We start from the raw sequence: 16,115 nt of genomic DNA, 5'->3' as shown, positions 1-16,115 counted from the left end.
GGATTTGGTCAAGGGGCATGACTGTGCTATCGTTGCGCCATGAGACTGATCGTGATCCTTTTTCTGGGCGCAACCCCAGTTCTGGCGGACGCAACGATTGGCGGGAAAACGGTGGAATGCTATTGCACCGACCGCGACGGCAGCCGGGTGGAACTGGGCGAAATGACCTGCATACGCGTAGATGGCAGGGCCTATATGGCGCAGTGCCAGATGTCGTTGAACGTACCCATGTGGCGCGAAATTTCGGATGGGTGCCTTTCATCCTCCCTTTCGGAAAAGCTCAAGCCAGCGGTCGATGCGGGCGGCGTTGACGCCCATATCTGAATAGCCAAAGCGCAGCCGGCCGTAGATTTCGATCTGTGGTCCGGCCTGTCGTATGGTGGTGTAATCCGGAAAACCAAACAGGGCCGAGCGGGTGACATAGGTGATCATCCCCTCTTCCACCGTACCAGCCAATTGTCGGGTGCGCGCCGTTTGGCGAATAATAGCATCAAGCCGGGCCAGACCGTCGTCACCCGCCCCGGTGATACGCATGGCGCCGCTGGTGGTGTCGCGGTTGGTAATGGCCGCAGGCATCTGGTGCCAGACCGCCCCTTCGGTGGGCGCCATTCGCACGACAACCATCAAACCAACAGTCAAAAGCACAATGATCAGCAAAAGCGTCAGAAACCATTTCATCGCCAGGGTCTTGCCTTTCTGCGGCGCCGCCAAGTGCACCGTTGCGCGTGTGCCTTGTGCGGCAGGAGTAACGCCGGATGAGCCTTTTCAGCTTCGTGATTTCTTAGGAGCGCCCTTGGGTATCTATCCGCTTACCTTGCCATCCACAGTTTCAGCCAGTGCTTCGGCCCGCGCGGCAATTTCTGCCAGCGCATCGGTCACGTCGGTGGGGACAACCGGCACCTCGACTCTCAGGGGTTCGGGGTGTGGCGCATTGCGCAGCTGTTCCAGCTCGGCCTCTTTTTCGGCCATTTTGTCTTCGATCTCGCGCAGCTTGTCCTGAACCCCTGCCGTTTTGTCGGCAAGCATCAGCCCGGCCATCAGCAGCATCCGGTCTTCCGGTATGCGCCCGATCTGGGCCGACAGAACCGTCGCTTCTTCGTTCAGCATTCGGGCGGCCGATTGAAGGTAGTGTTCTTCACCGGCCTGGCAGGCCACATCAAAGCTTCGTCCGCCAATCTCGATCTGTACTTCGGGCATCAGGCTTCCTCCACCTCGGCTGTTTCGTTTCCGCCATCTTCGGCTGTGCTGATTGCCTGACCAAGATCAGCCAGAACCGCATCAATCTCGGCGCGGTCCGCCGCGCGTGCCGCGCGCAGTCCATCCAGTTCGGCCAGCATTGCCTTGTTGATCAGATGCGGTTCGCCCACACCGGCGGCATTGGCGTCGCGCAGGGCCTGGTTGTTTTCGCGCAGCTGCTGGTTTGCCTTGCGCAGCGATTGCAGTTCGGCATCCAGTTTACGCAGGGCTTCAGCCTGCTCGGACTGGGCCAGCTCTGCCATCGCGGCCTGCGCCTGCTGTTTTTCCTTCAGTGCCTTTACCCGCTCTTGCAATTGGGCGTTTGCCAGAGTTTCTTCTTCCAGTTGCTGCCTGAGGCCTTCGTCCTCGGACGCTGACGGACCGGCTGCAGTGGATAGCCCATCCAGCCCCTGCCCGATGCGGTCCAAAGCCGCCGTTATCCGGCGCTGAAGCTCGTCTATCTGGCTCATCTCCTCATATCCCCGTTTACTGGTTGCCTGTTTCACGAATCGCCTTTTGGGCGGATTTGGCCCAAGTCTACATAAAGGCCCAGGAAAATGCTCCCCCCTTGAAGTCACTCTGCGCGCTGCGCTTGATCTTTGAGGCTGGGCTGATATGCAGCCTGCATCTGTTGCCACTTTAAAGGATGACCCGCCGTGGATATCTCTGCTCTGCGCTCTGCCAATCCCGAACACTGGTCCAAGGCAGCCGCGATCCGCGCGCTGACGCTGGATGCGGTTCACGCTGCCAATTCCGGACATTCCGGCATGCCCATGGGCATGGCCGATGTGGCGACGGTGTTGTTTGAAAAACATCTGAAATTCGATGCGAAGGCACCCGACTGGCCTGACCGCGACCGGTTTATCCTGTCGGCGGGCCACGGTTCGATGCTGCTTTATTCGCTGCTGCACCTGACCGGCTACGAAGACATGACGCTGGAAGAGGTGAAAAACTTTCGCCAGTGGGGTGCGAAAACAGCAGGTCACCCCGAATATGGCCACGCCAAAGGCATTGAAACCACGACCGGCCCGTTGGGACAAGGCATTTCCAATGCCGTGGGCTTTGCCATGGCCGAAGAAATGCTGCGCGCCCGGTTCGGCCGCAAACTGATTGATCACCACACCTATGTGATCGCCGGCGACGGTTGCCTGATGGAGGGTGTCAGCCAGGAGGCGATAACCCTTGCGGGCCGCCATGCCCTGGGCAAGCTAATTGTGTTCTGGGACAACAACAACATCACCATCGACGGCACGGTCGACCTGTCGGATCGGACCGATCAGATCAAACGCTTCCGCTCGGCGGGATGGCAGGTTCTGGAAATTGACGGTCACAACCCGGCCGAGATTGACGAGGCCATTACAGCCGCCAAGAAAACCCGCAAGCCCACCATGATCGCGTGCAAGACCCACATCGCGTTGGGGCACGCGGCGCAGGATACCTCAAAGGGTCACGGCGCGCTGACCAACGAAGATCAGATGGCCGCCGCCAAAGCTGCCTACGGCTGGACAAGCGGACCCTTCGAAGTGCCCCGTGATATCAAGGCCGCATGGGAGGCGATTGGCCGCCGTGGTGCCGCTGACCGTGCCGCTTGGGAGGCAGGTTTTGCCGAGCTGTCCGACCAGCGCCAGGCGCTGTTCAACCGAATCTTTGCCCGCGAAACACCGAAAAAGCTGAGCGCCGTAATCAAGGCGCTGAAAAAGCAGATCAGCGAAGAGGCCCCAAAAGTTGCAACCCGCAAGTCCAGCGAAATGGTGCTTGAGGTGGTCAACCCGATCATGCCCGAAACGGTAGGCGGTTCGGCCGACCTGACGGGATCGAACAATACCAAGTCGGGCGATATGACAGTGTTTGACGTGGACAACCGCAAGGGCCGTTATGTCTATTGGGGCATTCGCGAGCACGGCATGGCCGCAGCCATGAACGGCATGTTGCTGCATGGCGGCATTCGCCCCTATGGTGGCACCTTCATGTGTTTCACCGATTATGCCCGCCCGTCGATGCGGCTGGCCGCTCTGATGCGTATCCCGACGGTCTTTGTCATGACACATGACAGCATTGGTCTGGGCGAAGACGGACCCACCCACCAGCCGGTGGAACATCTGGCGATTTCCCGCGCTACCCCCAACACCTGGGTTTTCCGGCCCTGCGACACGGTGGAAACCGCCGAAGCCTGGGAACTGGCGCTGATGTCAAAGGAAACCCCATCAGTTCTGTCGTTGACCCGTCAGGGCCTGCCCACCCTGCGGCTTGAACATAAGAACAAGAACCTCACCGCACAGGGTGCCTATGTTCTGGCTGAGGCCGAGGGCAAGCGCGAAGCAATTCTGCTGGCCACCGGATCGGAAGTGGAAATCGCGATGAAAGCCCGCGACATGCTGCACGCCGAAGGTATCGGCACACGCGTTGTGTCAATGCCCTGCTGGGAGCTTTTCGAGCAGCAGGACGAAGCCTATCGCAAGCGTGTCCTGCCCGCCGGCAGTGCCGTGCGCGTCGGTGTCGAGGCTTCCGTGCGTCAGGGCTGGGATCGCTGGCTGTGTGGCGAGCGTGGCCGCGAGGCGCGAGCGGGCTTTGTCGGGATGGAAGGCTTTGGCGCCTCGGCCCCGGCCGAAACGCTATTTGAAAAATTCGGCATCACGGCCGAAGGCGTGGCTGCAAAGGTCAAATCGCTGCTCTGACGGCGGATATTTAGCCAAGACCCCCTAGCGCCCGGTGTCAGCTTGCGACGCCGGGCGCATTTGCGCCAGCCGCATGATTTGCACCCTCGACAGAACGCGGGGACAGCAGATTCCCCGATAGTTCAATCCTCTGCAGCTTGGTCTCGGCAAGTTTCACTTTCTCGACCATCACCGTTATCTTGGGCTGCAAATAGCCAGCAGTTGCTGCCGTTATCTTGCGATTGACAACCGTCAAGGCCACACCCGTCGCCTCGACTTCCAGCGTGATCGGTATCGAAACTTTTCGCAGATCAACCAGATCACCGATACTCAGATGTATCTCGGGCACATAGCGAACCTTCAATTTATGACTGGCCAGCCCCGCGACCCGGGGTTTGTCATCTGTGGGGCCATCCTCGCCAATCAGATTTTTAATAGCCTTGGCCCCGTACCAGCCTTTCAAAAGGGCGTCGAACAGGGTGATCGACAATGCGCTTTCCACCGCGCTGGCAACACTTTTTTGCAACGTGCTGCCATCCAGTGCGGCACCTGCCAGACGAACACCCGGATCGCCCTTTGTCAGGGCCGATTTTACGGCTTCGACAAGATTGCTGAACTCAACGGGCGAAATGCTTTTTGCCACTGTTCTGTTATCGTTCATGACCCGTCTCCATCCTCTTTTTCATCAAATACGATCTCAGGTTCAGCCGGATCTCCGGGTTCGACCCGCAGGGTAAAAGACGGCACCAGTTCTGGCAAAATCTCCACCTCGGGAGCGCTGTCAGGTACACTAACCACCCGCACTGTGGGCGTCGGTGTCTTGGGTGGACGCCGGCGAAAGCCCTTACGGACGACAGACACCAGACCAGAAATCAAACCTGTGAGCAGGATAAATCCAACAACAGCGGGGATCACCCACGTCGGTAACTGCGCCGCCGGACGGACAAGCGTCACAGGCTGCGATCTTACCAATTCAGCCCCAAAACTGTCGAATGCTACTGCGACTACGTTTTCACGCCCGCCGGGTTCTGGCATCTTTACGCGAGCTGTCCAGCTCTGGTTTGGGCGGTGCCGACCACGGTCCAGCACCTGGCCATCCGGCCCTTGCACTTCAAGGCGCGTACCCACCCGTGCCCCGATCAGAAGTACGCTCAGCTGGCCTGTGCCCTCATCAAGTTCCAGCTCCGGGCCAGGTGCGATACTGATCGTCACCTTCTGACGCATCAGAATAATCTCGCGCGTGTCGTGCGTATTGCGTTGGCTGTCCAGCGCTACAAACTGCAGGGTATGGCTTTGGCCCGGTAGCGGCATAGCCACTTCAAATTCTACCGGTCGACCCCGGAAATCTGCGACATCGCCCTGCCCACCCGTGCTGCGATAGCCCACCTGCCCTGCTGCCAGGCCGGAAATCGCAACCCGCAGAACGACACTTGATTCCTCTGAACTCAGCCTCCCGTCCGACAACCCATCGGCACTGATATTCAGTTGAACAGGGGCACTGCGGGCAACCTGTGTTTTATCCCGGGCAAGCACGCGGTTTCGCGCGTCAACCGCCCGGAATTCCAGTATTTCGCGTGTACCTTCGTTCAACGCGACGTCAAAACGTGCCAAACCGGACTGCACGTCACGAAAAGCAGCAACCCGTCCGCCGCGCAGCATCTCTACCCGACGCACGGCCCCTGTGCGCCGGGGGTCGCTTACCGTAACCGACACTGGAATGCGCGCCTCTGGGCCTTCAACCCGGTCAGGTGCGTCAAGCGTAATTCTGTCAAGCGCCAGTTGCCCCGCCAGCACGGGCCACTCAAACGATTCACCAAATCCATATTCAGCTATTGCGCGACATGTTCCCGGACCGGCCAACCCATCAACCTGCCCCCCAGCCCGCCCTAGCGCGTTCAGATCCTCTTGTACCCGTTTTACAAGATCAACGTTGACGCCCTCGCTCCTGCCACATGCGGGCAGACGGCGAACAACCGTTTTGGCCTCACTCTCGTTGCCGCGGCCATCGCGCGCCCGCACGATCAGGCTTTGTTGCAAATAGTCACCGGGCAACGGAAACTGCACCTGATAAACACGCCCCGATGAGTTTGCCATTGGCCGCACACCATCAGGCCCTTCAATTACAGCCCGTGCCACACCGCTTGGATCGGTAATAGCTGCCTGAATCTGCACCGCGCCGGTTGTGCCCGTAAATTCATTCTGGCGGAATTGGATAACGGGACCTTCGTTATCAATCTCCGGTGGAGGGACATTAACGTCTCCAACATCATCCGGGGGTGCATACATGATGTTTAGCCGCCGCGCTGCTTCGCCGGAAATGAACAGATTGCACTCTCGCAATCGGATTGCTTCGGCCAAATTGTTTTGGTTGATCAAAACAACGCGAACATCCCTTGCCCCCAGCCTTTCAGAAAGTTGTCGGGAAGAAACGCAAACCACCAGCCTTCGCAAAAGCTGCAGCAAACCCGACTCGGTGGTCGGCTGCGCCAATGCCTGTTTTACCCTTTCCTGTGTGGTCAAGAACCCCGGTATCTGCGCCGGAACAAATTCCTGTGCCGTCACAACAGAGGGTAGCCAGAATAGCAGTACCACGATTGCCCATCGCGCGTATCGTAATCGCTCGCGCATATTTATTTACCTTCGAACGCCTTTCGGCTATTTCAACTATGCCACGCATCATAGCACATTTTGCGATAAACAGCCGAGTCAGGAGAGCCCCACCCGGCCCAGTCCACCCAGGCAACAGTGCCAAAGCCTGCCCGTGACCCGGGAAAAACCCGCCTTTTGCGATAACGGTTAACGCTAGCAGCATGTGTTTTGGTGATTTTCACCTTTCGGCACACCGCCCGTAGGTCTATATCGCAGGCAACTTCACGCTCGCAGGAGACATCCCATGACCATCACCGTCGGTATCAACGGCTTTGGCCGGATCGGCCGTTGCACCCTTGCCCATATTGCTCAGAGCAGCCGCAGCGACATCAAGGTCGTCAAGGTCAACGCGACCGGCCCGCTGGAAACCGCCGCCCACCTGATCAAATATGACAGCGTACACGGTCGTTTCGCCAACGAGATTACCCTTGGCGATGGTACGATGGATCTGGGCCGCGGCCCGATGCAGATGTTTTCGACCTATGACATGGACGAGCTGGACTGGTCCGGTGTTGATGTGGTTCTGGAATGTACCGGTAAATTCAACGACGGCGAAAAAGCCAGCAAGCACCTTGAACGTGGCGCCGGCAAGGTTCTGCTGTCGGCCCCCGGCAAGAACGTCGACCGTACTGTGGTTTTTGGCGTGAACGACGCCGAACTGCAGGCTGGTGAGCGGATGATCTCGAACGGATCGTGCACCACCAACTGTCTGGCGCCGGTGGCCAAGGTTCTACACGAAGGCATCGGCATTGAATCGGGTATCATGACAACGATCCACGCCTATACCGGCGACCAGCCGACGCTGGACCGCCGCCACAAGGATCTGTATCGCGCCCGCGCTGCCGCCATGTCGATGATCCCTACCTCGACCGGTGCGGCCAAGGCATTGGGTGAGGTTCTTCCGGCGCTGAAAGGCAAGCTTGACGGATCGGCCATCCGGGTACCTACCGCGAATGTCTCGGCGGTTGACCTTACTTTTATCGCGAAAAAGGATGTGACCGAGGCCGACGTGAATCAGATCGTCGCCGAAGCCGCAGCAGGGCCGATGAAAGGTGTGCTGGGCTATGACCCCGAGCCCAAGGTTTCGATCGATTTCAATCATACCGAAGAAAGCTCGATCTTCGCGCCCGAGCAGACCAAGGTGATCGGTGGCCGTCTGGTACGGGTACTGGCCTGGTACGACAACGAATGGGGTTTCTCGTGCCGCATGGCCGATGTCGCCGTGGCAATGGGAAGTCTGCGATAATCCGCCGACAACCCTGAATAGTATTTCAACCCCGGTACCCTCGGCGGTATCGGGGTTTTTTTATGCCCGGTCGGCAAAAACCGTCTCAACCATAGTTGCAGAAAGCAACGGATAAACCTTTGACCGATATTGTAAGTTTTCGGAAAGGTTCATGTAGCAGTCACTGCAGCATCAGACGCTGCATCCCCCACTGAAAGGAATGACTACATGAAACGCATCATCGCTCTTTCGCTCGCTATTCTGGCCGGCACGGCAACAACCACTCTGGCGACCAGCAGCGAGATCTCGGGCACCCCGGACGCGGCTGTCGTAGAACAGATCAAAACCAACCTGGCCGACCAGGGTTATGAGGTTCGCAAAGTCAAAACCGAAGACGGCATGTACGAAACCTATGCCATGAAAGATGGTGAAAAGTTCGAGATCTATTTCGACAAGGATCTGAATGTCGTCAAAACCAAATCTGACGATTGATAATCCGATGCGCCGGGCCTGGGTGCAGGCCCGGCGCAGCACAATTTTTCGCAAAATAGAGAATAGACATGAAAAGCTATAAAATTTGGGATCCGCTGGTCCGGGTTTTTCACTGGTCATTGGTTGCGGGATTTACCGCAAACGCTCTTATCCTGGATGATGACAGCAAGATACACGAATGGGTGGGCTATGCGATTGTCGCCCTTGTTCTGCTGCGGACGCTCTGGGGCTTTGTTGGGCCTGACAGTGCACAATTTACCAGTTTCACCCCCGGCAAGGCCGAGGTCATCGGGCAGATTTCTGATATCGCGACCCGGCGCAGACGCACGCATCTGGGGCATTCCCCGCTTGGGGCGCTGATGATCTTTAATATACTGGCGTCAATGCTGCTGATTGGCCTGACCGGTCACCTGATGACAACAGATATTTTCTGGGGCGTCGAATGGGTGGAAGAAGCACACGAGGTTTTCGTGCACTGGGCCGAACTGTCAATCATCGCGCATATCGCCGCCGTCTTGTGGGAAAGCCGCCGCACAGGCGTTAACCTGCCACGTGCCATGATAACAGGTGTTAAATCGGTACCGGATGACATAAATCTGGTGAGATGATCCACGCCAATCCAAACAAACCTGTCGCGTTGTTTGCACTGATTCTGATACAGGCTATCTGCGTCACCTTTTTCCTGTGGGATGTGCTGGAAGATGCGCGCCCCGAAGGCATAGGTGCTTTGGCCAATCTGCATATTGCAATCGAAGCGATGGCCGCCCTGTGCCTGATTGCCGCGGTAATGTTCGAAACCCGCTACCTGATGACCCTGCTGCGGCGCAAGTCGCATCTGGAACGTCAGGTATCGGTGGCAGCGGGCGCGTTTCACGACATTATTCAGGGCCATTTCGACCGCTGGAAACTGACACCGGCCGAACAGGATGTGGCAAACTTTACCATCAAGGGCCTGTCGATCCCTGAAATTGCGGCGCTACGCGGCTCTGCCGAGGGTACGGTAAAATCCCATCTCAACGGGATATACCGCAAAGCCGGCGTTACCGGGCGCGGGGCACTCGTCGGTCTTCTGATCGAAGATCTGTTTGAGACACCTCTGGTTAAGGACAATGTTTTAGAGGTCAAACAACAAGCGTGACAGCAAGAGGCCACTCTGGCATCAAGGCGCGCGTTTAGGTTGACGGAGTGTGCCCGATCATGACCAACAAGATTGCCCTGGCCCTGGGTGCGATTATTCTTAGCGCACTGGTCTTGGACCAGCTTATGAACGACGGCTTGGCGCTGCTGTTTCTTAGCCGAAAACTGGCAGACCTCATCGAATGGATGGCATTCTGGCGCTAAATGGTTTCGCCGTAAACCTGAGGCTGGGTTAAGGCCAAACCCGGAGAACAACTTCAACATTTCGGGCACCTCACCTTACCGTTACGCAGTTGTCACAGGGGTGGCACTTGGTCACCGGCTTTCTTACCCTGTAGGCAACACCGTCGAAAGGAGCCGTCATGGCCACCGAACGTATCACTTTTACCGGCCATGCCGGTCATGAACTGGCCGCGCGTCTGGATATGCCCGCCGGGCCACATCTGGCAACGGCGCTTTTTGCGCATTGTTTTACCTGTTCCAAGGATATTCCGGCGGCGAAACGTATCTCGGCCCGGCTGGCGGGGGCCGGCATTGCGGTTATGCGGTTCGATTTCACCGGGCTGGGGCATTCGAAGGGTGAGTTTGAAAACACTTCGTTCACGTCGAATATCCGCGATCTTGTGTTGGCCGCCGAGGCCCTGGACGGGCGTGGCATGGCGCCTTCGTTGCTAATCGGGCATTCATTGGGCGGGGCGGCCGTACTGGGGGCGGCACGTCAGATCGACAGCGTCAAGGCGGTGGTGACCATAGGGGCGCCGTTTGACCCTGGGCATGTGACGCACAACTTTGGCGATGCGCTGGCCAAGATCGAAAACGATGGGGTGGCCGAGGTCAATCTGGGTGGACGGCCTGTGCGGATCGGCAAGGGGTTTGTCGATGACGTCAAGGCCGAAACACTGGAAGGAGAGATTGCCGGGTTGCACCGGGCGTTGCTGGTGTTGCACGCCCCGCGCGATCAGATCGTCGGGATCGAGAACGCAGCCGAGATTTTTCGGGTAGCCAAACATCCCAAAAGCTTTGTCACGCTGGACGATGCCGATCACCTGATCACCGACCCCTCAGATGCGGAATATGCAGCCCAGGTGATTGCCGCTTGGGTCACACGTTATCTGGATCTGAACCCGCCTGCCCCACCGCCTGGCGCCCCCGAAGGTGTTGTCCGCGTCAGCGAGGCTGATCCAAACGGATTTTTGCAGGATGTCAATTCAGGCCCGGATCATCATGTGCTGGCCGATGAACCGCTGGCCTATGGCGGTGCCAACAGGGGCATGTCGCCCTACGGTTTCCTGACAGCAGGGCTGGGGGCGTGTACCTCGATGACCATCCGGATGTATGCGCGGCGCAAAAAATGGCCGCTGGAGCACATAAGCGTGGATGTCTGCCACGACAAGGTGCATGCACAGGACGCAGATGCACACACGGAGGCCAAGGTGGACAAGTTCATCCGCGTGATCCATCTGACCGGTGATCTGGACGATGAACAACGTGCGAAATTGCTGGAAATTGCCGACAAATGCCCGGTGCATCGCACGCTTGAACGCAGTTCGGTGGTGGATACCAGACTGGGATGAACCAGAACCGGGCAGCAGGTTGTGGAAGCGGGGCAATCGGTAATTCCCGCCCAGGCCTGCCCCGGCCCTCAGACCGAATTGCCGTAATGTTCGACCAAGGCTGTCAGGTCTTCGGGCGGGGTGTCGGATTGCAGGTAGGCACAGGCATTGGCGCTGAGTGCAAAGATTGATCCATCCGAGAAAAAAGACGTGTTGGTGACAAAGATCACCTGAGTATCCGGGTAGCGGTAGCTGACCAGATCGGCGATGGCGAAGGCGCTGCCGGTTTTCAGGATCAGGTCCAGTACGATGACGTCAAAGCTATGTATTTCAAGCGCCGCGATGGCGCCGGTCTGCTCGGTTTCAAGCTGAACTTCCAACCCCTGGCGCTGCATGTGGCGTTGCCACAGGCAGCCGAGGGCAGGTTCGCTTTCAACAATCAGAACTTTCATAGGCACCGTCACGAAGGTAAATGGTTTACGCAATATACATCTACTTTGATTGGCCCGAAGTGTTAACAAATCGTTAACATCCTTTTTCCGAGAGCGTTTTGCGTGCTGGACGCTTGTTTCTTGTGCGGAATTCCGCTTGAAAGGGCCGTCCTAACCTGTGGAGCCTTTATGACAACCTGGATCACCATTTGTGACACCTGCAAACGCGACGACTGGAACGAGGCGCATCATAGCCGTCCCCATGGCGAGGATATGGCCGAACTGGTCGAACAGCACGCACAGGGGCGCGACGTGAAAACCCGGCGGGTGTCGTGCCTGATGGGCTGCAAGCATGGCTGCAACGTTGCCATTCAGGCGGCAGGCAAGCTGACCTATACGCTGGGCAACTTCGAACCAGGCGCCGAGGCGGCCGCGGCGATTGTGGACTATGCCGAGATGCATGCACAATCAGACAGCGGACAGGTGCCGTTCCGGCAATGGCCGCAAGGCGTGAAGGGGCATTTCATCACCCGCCATCCGCCACTGCCCGAAAGTGACGAAAGCTAATCATGACCAATAGCCGAAATCATGGCGGCGGTTTGAGTGCGGCCACCGGGCACAACCGTCCGGAGGCGACGTTGTGATTTTGGCGTTCGGAATGCTGCTGGACGCTGTTCTGGGCGAGCCGAAGTGGCTGTGGGACCGGGTGCCGCATCCGGCCGTTGTGATGGGACGCGCAGTAGGCTGGCTGGACCAGAAGCTGAACCACGGCACGACGCGGCGCGCCAAGGGGGTGGCGGCGATGTTCCTGCTGGGCTGTGGTGCCGTACTGCTGGGGCTGATCCTGCAAACCCTTGGCGGGATGGTGCAGGTTCTGGTGGTCGCCGTTCTGCTGGCACAGAGATCTTTGGTGAACCACGTGCGCGCGGTGGCAGATGCGTTACGCCTGTCACTGGCTGACGGGCGACGCGCGGTGGCCATGATCGTGGGCCGCGACACCAAGACAATGGATGGCCCGGCTGTGGCGCGAGGGGCGATTGAATCGGCCGCTGAAAACCTGAGCGACGGGGTGATCGCCCCGGTTTTCTGGTTCGCCGTTGCGGGCCTGCCGGGGCTGCTGCTGTATAAAATCACCAACACTGCTGACAGCATGATCGGCTATCGCAACGCACGTTATGAGGCATTCGGCTGGGCTGCGGCAAGGTTTGACGACCTGCTGAATATGGTGCCTGCGCGACTTACGGCTCTGCTGATCGTGGCCACACACGGGCTGTGGCACAGATGGGTCGAGATTAAGCGCGAGGCGCCGATGCACCGCTCGCCCAATGCCGGCTGGCCCGAAGCGGCGATGGCACGCGCGCTGGATGTGGCGTTGGCCGGGCCAAGATCCTATGACGGGGAGATGCGCGATTTTCCTTTCGTCAATGCGGCCGGAAAGACAACGATAGGGCCGTCCGAGATCGACGCCGCCTGCGACGCACTTTGGCGCACCTGGGCCGCCGCGCTTGGGCTGGTTGTTGCCATCGCGGTTGTCTTGGGCTGATGCGAACCGTAACCTGACGCGAATTTTCCAGTAACGAGGGGACCCATGCGTTTCATCATCACATTGGCCGCCGCCGCTTTGACGGCGGGTTCGGCGCTGGCGCAATGCGGAGGCAGTTTTTCAGGGTTCATTGGCGATCTGAAACAAGAGGCCGTGGCCAAAGGCCACGACCGGGCAACAGTTGACCAGTTCTTTGCCAGCGCGCGGCAAGACGTCAGGGTGATCAATGCGGACAGACGGCAGGGGGTTTTTCAAATGCCCTTTTCCGAATTCGCCCGGCGACTGATCAGCGCAAACCGCCTGAACAAGGGCCGCTCAATGGCCAAAAATTACGATGCCGTGTTTGACCGGATCGCGCGGGACTATGGCATTGATCGCGGTGTCTTGCTGGCCTTTTGGGCGTTCGAGACGGATTTTGGCGCGTTTCAGGGCGATTTCAATACGCTCAATGCTCTGGTCACGCTGGCGCATGATTGCCGCCGCCCGCATCTGTTTCGCCCGCAGGTGTTTGCCGCGCTGGAGCTTTTCGAACAGGGCGATTTCAGCCCGACAGGTACCTCCGGCGCCTGGGCAGGTGAGATTGGCATGGTACAGATGCTGCCGCGCGACATTCTGGAAAACGGTGTGGATGGCGATGGTGACGGGCACGTGAACCTAAAGGGGTCTGCACCGGATGCGTTGATGTCGGGCGCCAGGATGCTGAGCGGGCTGGGCTGGCGCAGAGGCGAGCCGTGGCTGCAGGAGGTGAGCGTTCCGGATGGGCTGGACTGGTCACAGACTGGGCTGCGGACCACGAAAAAGGCCGATGACTGGGCCAGGCTGGGCGTCCGGCCGCGCCATGGGCAGATCGCTGGGCACCTGCCCGCCAGCGTGATTCTGCCGCAAGGGCGCAAGGGCCCTGCGTTTCTGGCCTATCCGAACTTCAACGTCTATTTCGAATGGAACCAGAGCTTTGTCTATGTTTTGACCGCGGGATATTTTGCCAACCGACTACAGGGAGCGCCGGTATTTGACGCAGGCAGCCCTGAGCCGGGTCTGTCGGGGCCGGACATGAAACGCTTACAGAAAAAGCTGTCAGCGCTCGGTCATGACGTGGGCAAGATCGACGGCATATTGGGCGCGGGCACACGGGCTGCAGTGCAGGACATGCAGAAGAAGCTGGGGCTTCCAGCCGACGGCTGGCCCACCCCTGCGCTATTGTCAAAGCTGTGAGCGGGACATTTTCACAATGAGTGGCTGCGCCACGCTTTATGTATTCATGGGGGCCCAGCCCCCCAAGGTTGAAATCAAGGGAGATTTCAACCCAGTCCCCCGGAGTATTTCCGGAAAAATGAAAGATTGAAGTGCCATGCATGAGCGTGCTTTCGAGATTTTCCTGACGGCCCCCCCGGGGCTAGAGCTGGCTTTGAAGCAAGAGGTCCTGGCCTGCGGGTTTCCCAAGCCCAAGGCGATGGTGGGAGGCGTGCGGTTCAGGGGCAAATGGCCGGATGTCTGGCGCGCCAATCTTGAGATCCGCGGCGCGGCCCGGGTGCTGGCAAGAGTGGCACGGTTTCAGGCGATGCATCTGGATCAGTTAGAAGCCCAAACGCATGAATTGGATTGGAACAAGGTGCTGCGCCCGGGTGTTGCGGTGGAGGTCGAGGCAACCAGCCACAAGTCGAAAATATACCACCAGGGCGCTGCTGCCGAGCGCGTGGCGCGTGCGGTTCAGGATGTAACCGGGGCGCCTGCAGCTGGCGAGCCCCCCCTGCGCCTGCACCTGCGCATCGAGGATAACCAATGCACGCTCAGTGTCGATACCTCAGGCGAATTGTTGCACAAGCGCGGCCACAAGGGGGCGGTGGGCAAGGCCCCGATGCGCGAAAATCTGGCGGCGCTGTTTTTGCGCCAATGCGGATATGACGGGACCGAGCCGGTGGTCGACCCGATGTGCGGATCAGGCACTTTTGTGATTGAGGCCGCCGAGATCGCCGCAGGGCTGAAACCGGGGCGGTCGCGGCGGTTTGCCTTTGAAGACCTGGCCAGCTTTGATGCCGACGCCTGGAGCAAGCTGCGCAGCGCCGGCGGGCCCGCCGAGACTTCTTTTCGATTTTATGGCAGCGACCGCGACGCCGGCGCTGTCGCGTCGGCCAGGGCCAATGCCGAACGCGCCGGTGTGTCACACCTGACCGATTTTGCGCAGCACGCGGTCAGTGATCTGGAACCGCCCGACGGCGCGCCGGGGCTGGTAATCGTGAACCCGCCCTACGGCGCGCGGATCGGCGAGAAAAAGCAGCTTTACGGGCTTTACGGCGCCCTTGGCAAAACCCTGTTGGACCGGTTTTCCGGCTGGCGCGTGGGGATTGTGACCTCCGAAACCGGGCTGGTGAAGGCGACGGGATTGCCCTTCCGGCCAGTGGGTACGCCCGTGTCACATGGCGGGATGAAGGTCCGGTTGTTCAAGACAGAGGAGCTGCGGTAAGGTCACGCAACGGGGAACCGACCTGAAGGCGGCAGCCAACGAACGATCGGGACAGACCCTGAATCACCACACTCCTGAAGAGGAATTGGGACAGTGTCTCGCCGCGATTCGGAGGCACTACCGGATAAAGCCGATCGGTCGAACCTGCGGTAAGGTGAAGTGTCGGCCGAACTTTCAGCCAAACCTGGCCAGCAGGGCCTCTTTCACCGGCGGGCTGACAAATTTGGTCACGTCGCCGCCCAACCGGGCAATTTCCTTGACCAGCTTTGACGCAATCGCCTGATGCTGGACATCGGCCATAAGGAACACTGTCTCAACCGAATTATCCAGCGCCCGGTTCATGCCAACCATCTGAAATTCGTATTCAAAATCCGCTACAGCCCGCAGGCCGCGGATGATAACCTGTGCCCCCACATCATTGGCGCAGTCGATCAGCAGGTTTTCAAACGGATGCACCACAATCTCGGTTCCGGTCATATCTGAAAGCCTTGCGCATTCGCGCTCGATCATCACGACACGTTCTTCCAATGTGAACAGCGGCCCCTTGTCGCGATTGATCGCCACACCAATCACCAGCCTGTCCACCAGCACCGAGGCACGTCGGATAATATCGATATGTCCATGGGTGATCGGATCAAATGTTCCGGGGTAAAGGCCTATGCGCATGGAACGCCTCTTAAGCTATGAATTCGGGCCACACGCAACAATACCGCGTCGCAGAATGCAAGTGGGTA

19 protein-coding genes are annotated in these 16,115 nt (G+C 58.8%); 12 read left to right on the top strand and 7 right to left on the bottom strand.

The window, feature by feature from the left end; genetic code table 11:
• Window positions 1–51: 51 nt before the first annotated feature.
• On the top strand, window positions 52–324 hold the full coding sequence (locus PEL8287_RS00635; RefSeq protein ID WP_370737909.1) for a hypothetical protein: 273 nt from the start codon (window positions 52–54) through the stop codon (window positions 322–324).
• On the opposite strand, the gene PEL8287_RS00630 is transcribed toward PEL8287_RS00635, so the two are convergent.
• The 3 genes from PEL8287_RS00630 to PEL8287_RS00620 all read right to left on the bottom strand — a co-directional run bounded on the left by PEL8287_RS00630 (window position 259) and on the right by PEL8287_RS00620 (window position 1,706).
• The gene (locus PEL8287_RS00630) at window positions 259–678 is read right to left on the bottom strand and encodes a DUF1499 domain-containing protein (RefSeq protein ID WP_085890934.1); all 420 of its coding nucleotides are present in this window, start codon (window positions 676–678) and stop codon (window positions 259–261) included. The two genes, PEL8287_RS00635 and PEL8287_RS00630, sit on opposite strands and share 66 nt — an antisense overlap.
• 123 nt (window positions 679–801) lie before the next feature.
• Window positions 802–1,197 carry a cell division protein ZapA gene (locus PEL8287_RS00625; RefSeq protein WP_085890431.1) on the bottom strand — a complete coding sequence of 132 codons (396 nt, stop codon included), beginning with the start codon at window positions 1,195–1,197 and terminating at the stop codon, window positions 802–804.
• On the bottom strand, window positions 1,197–1,706 hold the full coding sequence (locus PEL8287_RS00620; RefSeq protein ID WP_085890430.1) for a hypothetical protein: 510 nt from the start codon (window positions 1,704–1,706) through the stop codon (window positions 1,197–1,199). The genes PEL8287_RS00625 and PEL8287_RS00620 overlap by 1 nt, the downstream gene beginning before the upstream one ends.
• A gap of 186 nt (window positions 1,707–1,892) precedes the next feature.
• Between PEL8287_RS00620 and tkt the strand changes: the two genes are divergently transcribed.
• The gene (tkt, locus tag PEL8287_RS00615; RefSeq protein ID WP_085890429.1) at window positions 1,893–3,911 is read left to right on the top strand and encodes a transketolase; all 2,019 of its coding nucleotides are present in this window, start codon (window positions 1,893–1,895) and stop codon (window positions 3,909–3,911) included.
• Window positions 3,912–3,948: 37 nt separating this feature from the next.
• Here tkt and PEL8287_RS00610 read toward each other — a convergent pair whose 3' ends face one another.
• On the bottom strand, window positions 3,949–4,551 hold the full coding sequence (locus PEL8287_RS00610; protein ID WP_085890428.1) for a hypothetical protein: 603 nt from the start codon (window positions 4,549–4,551) through the stop codon (window positions 3,949–3,951).
• Window positions 4,548–6,518 (bottom strand): hypothetical protein, encoded by a 1,971-nt coding sequence (locus PEL8287_RS00605; RefSeq protein ID WP_085890427.1) that lies wholly within the window; start codon window positions 6,516–6,518, stop codon window positions 4,548–4,550. Before PEL8287_RS00605 ends, PEL8287_RS00610 begins: the two co-directional genes overlap by 4 nt.
• A gap of 265 nt (window positions 6,519–6,783) precedes the next feature.
• Here PEL8287_RS00605 and gap point away from each other — a divergent pair, with 265 nt between their 5' ends.
• The 6 genes from gap to PEL8287_RS00580 all read left to right on the top strand — a co-directional run bounded on the left by gap (window position 6,784) and on the right by PEL8287_RS00580 (window position 10,967).
• Window positions 6,784–7,785, top strand: a complete 1,002-nt coding sequence (gap, locus tag PEL8287_RS00600) for a type I glyceraldehyde-3-phosphate dehydrogenase (protein WP_085890426.1) — start codon at window positions 6,784–6,786, stop codon at window positions 7,783–7,785.
• Between the two features lie 207 nt (window positions 7,786–7,992).
• Window positions 7,993–8,256 (top strand): PepSY domain-containing protein, encoded by a 264-nt coding sequence (locus PEL8287_RS00595; protein WP_085890425.1) that lies wholly within the window; start codon window positions 7,993–7,995, stop codon window positions 8,254–8,256.
• Between the two features lie 68 nt (window positions 8,257–8,324).
• Entirely contained in the window at window positions 8,325–8,864 is a 540-nt protein-coding gene (locus PEL8287_RS00590) for a cytochrome b/b6 domain-containing protein (protein ID WP_085890424.1), read from the top strand.
• Window positions 8,861–9,394: a helix-turn-helix transcriptional regulator gene (locus tag PEL8287_RS00585; RefSeq protein ID WP_085890423.1), complete on the top strand. Its 534-nt coding sequence runs from the start codon at window positions 8,861–8,863 to the stop codon at window positions 9,392–9,394. The genes PEL8287_RS00590 and PEL8287_RS00585 overlap by 4 nt, the downstream gene beginning before the upstream one ends.
• A gap of 59 nt (window positions 9,395–9,453) precedes the next feature.
• Window positions 9,454–9,597: a hypothetical protein gene (locus tag PEL8287_RS19900; protein WP_176228521.1), complete on the top strand. Its 144-nt coding sequence runs from the start codon at window positions 9,454–9,456 to the stop codon at window positions 9,595–9,597.
• 158 nt (window positions 9,598–9,755) lie between these two features.
• Window positions 9,756–10,967, top strand: a complete 1,212-nt coding sequence (locus tag PEL8287_RS00580; protein ID WP_085890422.1) for a bifunctional alpha/beta hydrolase/OsmC family protein — start codon at window positions 9,756–9,758, stop codon at window positions 10,965–10,967.
• A 68-nt stretch (window positions 10,968–11,035) separates the two neighbouring features.
• Here PEL8287_RS00580 and PEL8287_RS00575 read toward each other — a convergent pair whose 3' ends face one another.
• Window positions 11,036–11,398 (bottom strand): response regulator transcription factor, encoded by a 363-nt coding sequence (locus PEL8287_RS00575; RefSeq protein ID WP_085890421.1) that lies wholly within the window; start codon window positions 11,396–11,398, stop codon window positions 11,036–11,038.
• A gap of 168 nt (window positions 11,399–11,566) precedes the next feature.
• On the opposite strand from PEL8287_RS00575, the gene PEL8287_RS00570 reads away from it, so the two are divergent.
• The 4 genes from PEL8287_RS00570 (at window position 11,567) to PEL8287_RS00555 (ending at window position 15,381) form a co-directional block, all read left to right on the top strand.
• Window positions 11,567–11,944 carry a DUF1636 family protein gene (locus PEL8287_RS00570; protein ID WP_085890420.1) on the top strand — a complete coding sequence of 126 codons (378 nt, stop codon included), beginning with the start codon at window positions 11,567–11,569 and terminating at the stop codon, window positions 11,942–11,944.
• Between the two features lie 73 nt (window positions 11,945–12,017).
• Window positions 12,018–12,920: an adenosylcobinamide-phosphate synthase CbiB gene (gene cbiB / locus PEL8287_RS00565; protein ID WP_085890419.1), complete on the top strand. Its 903-nt coding sequence runs from the start codon at window positions 12,018–12,020 to the stop codon at window positions 12,918–12,920.
• Between the two features lie 45 nt (window positions 12,921–12,965).
• A complete protein-coding gene (locus PEL8287_RS00560) occupies window positions 12,966–14,132 on the top strand; it encodes a lytic murein transglycosylase (protein WP_085890418.1) in 1,167 nt (388 codons plus the stop codon).
• Between the two features lie 136 nt (window positions 14,133–14,268).
• On the top strand, window positions 14,269–15,381 hold the full coding sequence (locus tag PEL8287_RS00555) for a THUMP domain-containing class I SAM-dependent RNA methyltransferase (protein ID WP_085890417.1): 1,113 nt from the start codon (window positions 14,269–14,271) through the stop codon (window positions 15,379–15,381).
• Window positions 15,382–15,555: 174 nt separating this feature from the next.
• Here the strand turns inward: PEL8287_RS00555 and coaD are convergent, their stop codons facing one another.
• The gene (gene coaD, locus PEL8287_RS00550) at window positions 15,556–16,047 is read right to left on the bottom strand and encodes a pantetheine-phosphate adenylyltransferase (protein ID WP_085890416.1); all 492 of its coding nucleotides are present in this window, start codon (window positions 16,045–16,047) and stop codon (window positions 15,556–15,558) included.
• Between the last annotated feature and the right edge of the window lie 68 nt (window positions 16,048–16,115).

Origin of the sequence: Roseovarius litorisediminis, assembly GCF_900172295.1 — a bacterium.
Classification (GTDB): Bacteria; Pseudomonadota; Alphaproteobacteria; order Rhodobacterales; family Rhodobacteraceae; genus Roseovarius; species Roseovarius litorisediminis.
The sequence above is the reverse complement of the archived record's forward strand: the minus strand, read 5'-3'. Positions and strand labels throughout refer to the sequence as shown.

Excerpts from the sequence above, each read along its gene's own strand:
- PEL8287_RS00630 (WP_085890934.1), bottom strand. The coding sequence starts at position 678 with ATGAAATGGTTTCTGACGCTTTTGCTGATCATTGTGCTTTTGACTGTT.
- PEL8287_RS00625 (WP_085890431.1), bottom strand. The coding sequence starts at position 1,197 with ATGCCCGAAGTACAGATCGAGATTGGCGGACGAAGCTTTGATGTGGCC.
- PEL8287_RS00620 (WP_085890430.1), bottom strand. The coding sequence starts at position 1,706 with ATGAGCCAGATAGACGAGCTTCAGCGCCGGATAACGGCGGCTTTGGAC.
- PEL8287_RS00610 (WP_085890428.1), bottom strand. The coding sequence starts at position 4,551 with ATGAACGATAACAGAACAGTGGCAAAAAGCATTTCGCCCGTTGAGTTC.
- PEL8287_RS00605 (WP_085890427.1), bottom strand. The coding sequence starts at position 6,518 with ATGCGCGAGCGATTACGATACGCGCGATGGGCAATCGTGGTACTGCTA.
- gap (WP_085890426.1), top strand. The coding sequence starts at position 6,784 with ATGACCATCACCGTCGGTATCAACGGCTTTGGCCGGATCGGCCGTTGC.
- PEL8287_RS00595 (WP_085890425.1), top strand. The coding sequence starts at position 7,993 with ATGAAACGCATCATCGCTCTTTCGCTCGCTATTCTGGCCGGCACGGCA.
- PEL8287_RS00590 (WP_085890424.1), top strand. The coding sequence starts at position 8,325 with ATGAAAAGCTATAAAATTTGGGATCCGCTGGTCCGGGTTTTTCACTGG.
- PEL8287_RS00585 (WP_085890423.1), top strand. The coding sequence starts at position 8,861 with ATGATCCACGCCAATCCAAACAAACCTGTCGCGTTGTTTGCACTGATT.
- PEL8287_RS19900 (WP_176228521.1), top strand. The coding sequence starts at position 9,454 with ATGACCAACAAGATTGCCCTGGCCCTGGGTGCGATTATTCTTAGCGCA.
- PEL8287_RS00580 (WP_085890422.1), top strand. The coding sequence starts at position 9,756 with ATGGCCACCGAACGTATCACTTTTACCGGCCATGCCGGTCATGAACTG.
- PEL8287_RS00575 (WP_085890421.1), bottom strand. The coding sequence starts at position 11,398 with ATGAAAGTTCTGATTGTTGAAAGCGAACCTGCCCTCGGCTGCCTGTGG.
- PEL8287_RS00570 (WP_085890420.1), top strand. The coding sequence starts at position 11,567 with ATGACAACCTGGATCACCATTTGTGACACCTGCAAACGCGACGACTGG.
- PEL8287_RS00560 (WP_085890418.1), top strand. The coding sequence starts at position 12,966 with ATGCGTTTCATCATCACATTGGCCGCCGCCGCTTTGACGGCGGGTTCG.
- PEL8287_RS00555 (WP_085890417.1), top strand. The coding sequence starts at position 14,269 with ATGCATGAGCGTGCTTTCGAGATTTTCCTGACGGCCCCCCCGGGGCTA.
- coaD (WP_085890416.1), bottom strand. The coding sequence starts at position 16,047 with ATGCGCATAGGCCTTTACCCCGGAACATTTGATCCGATCACCCATGGA.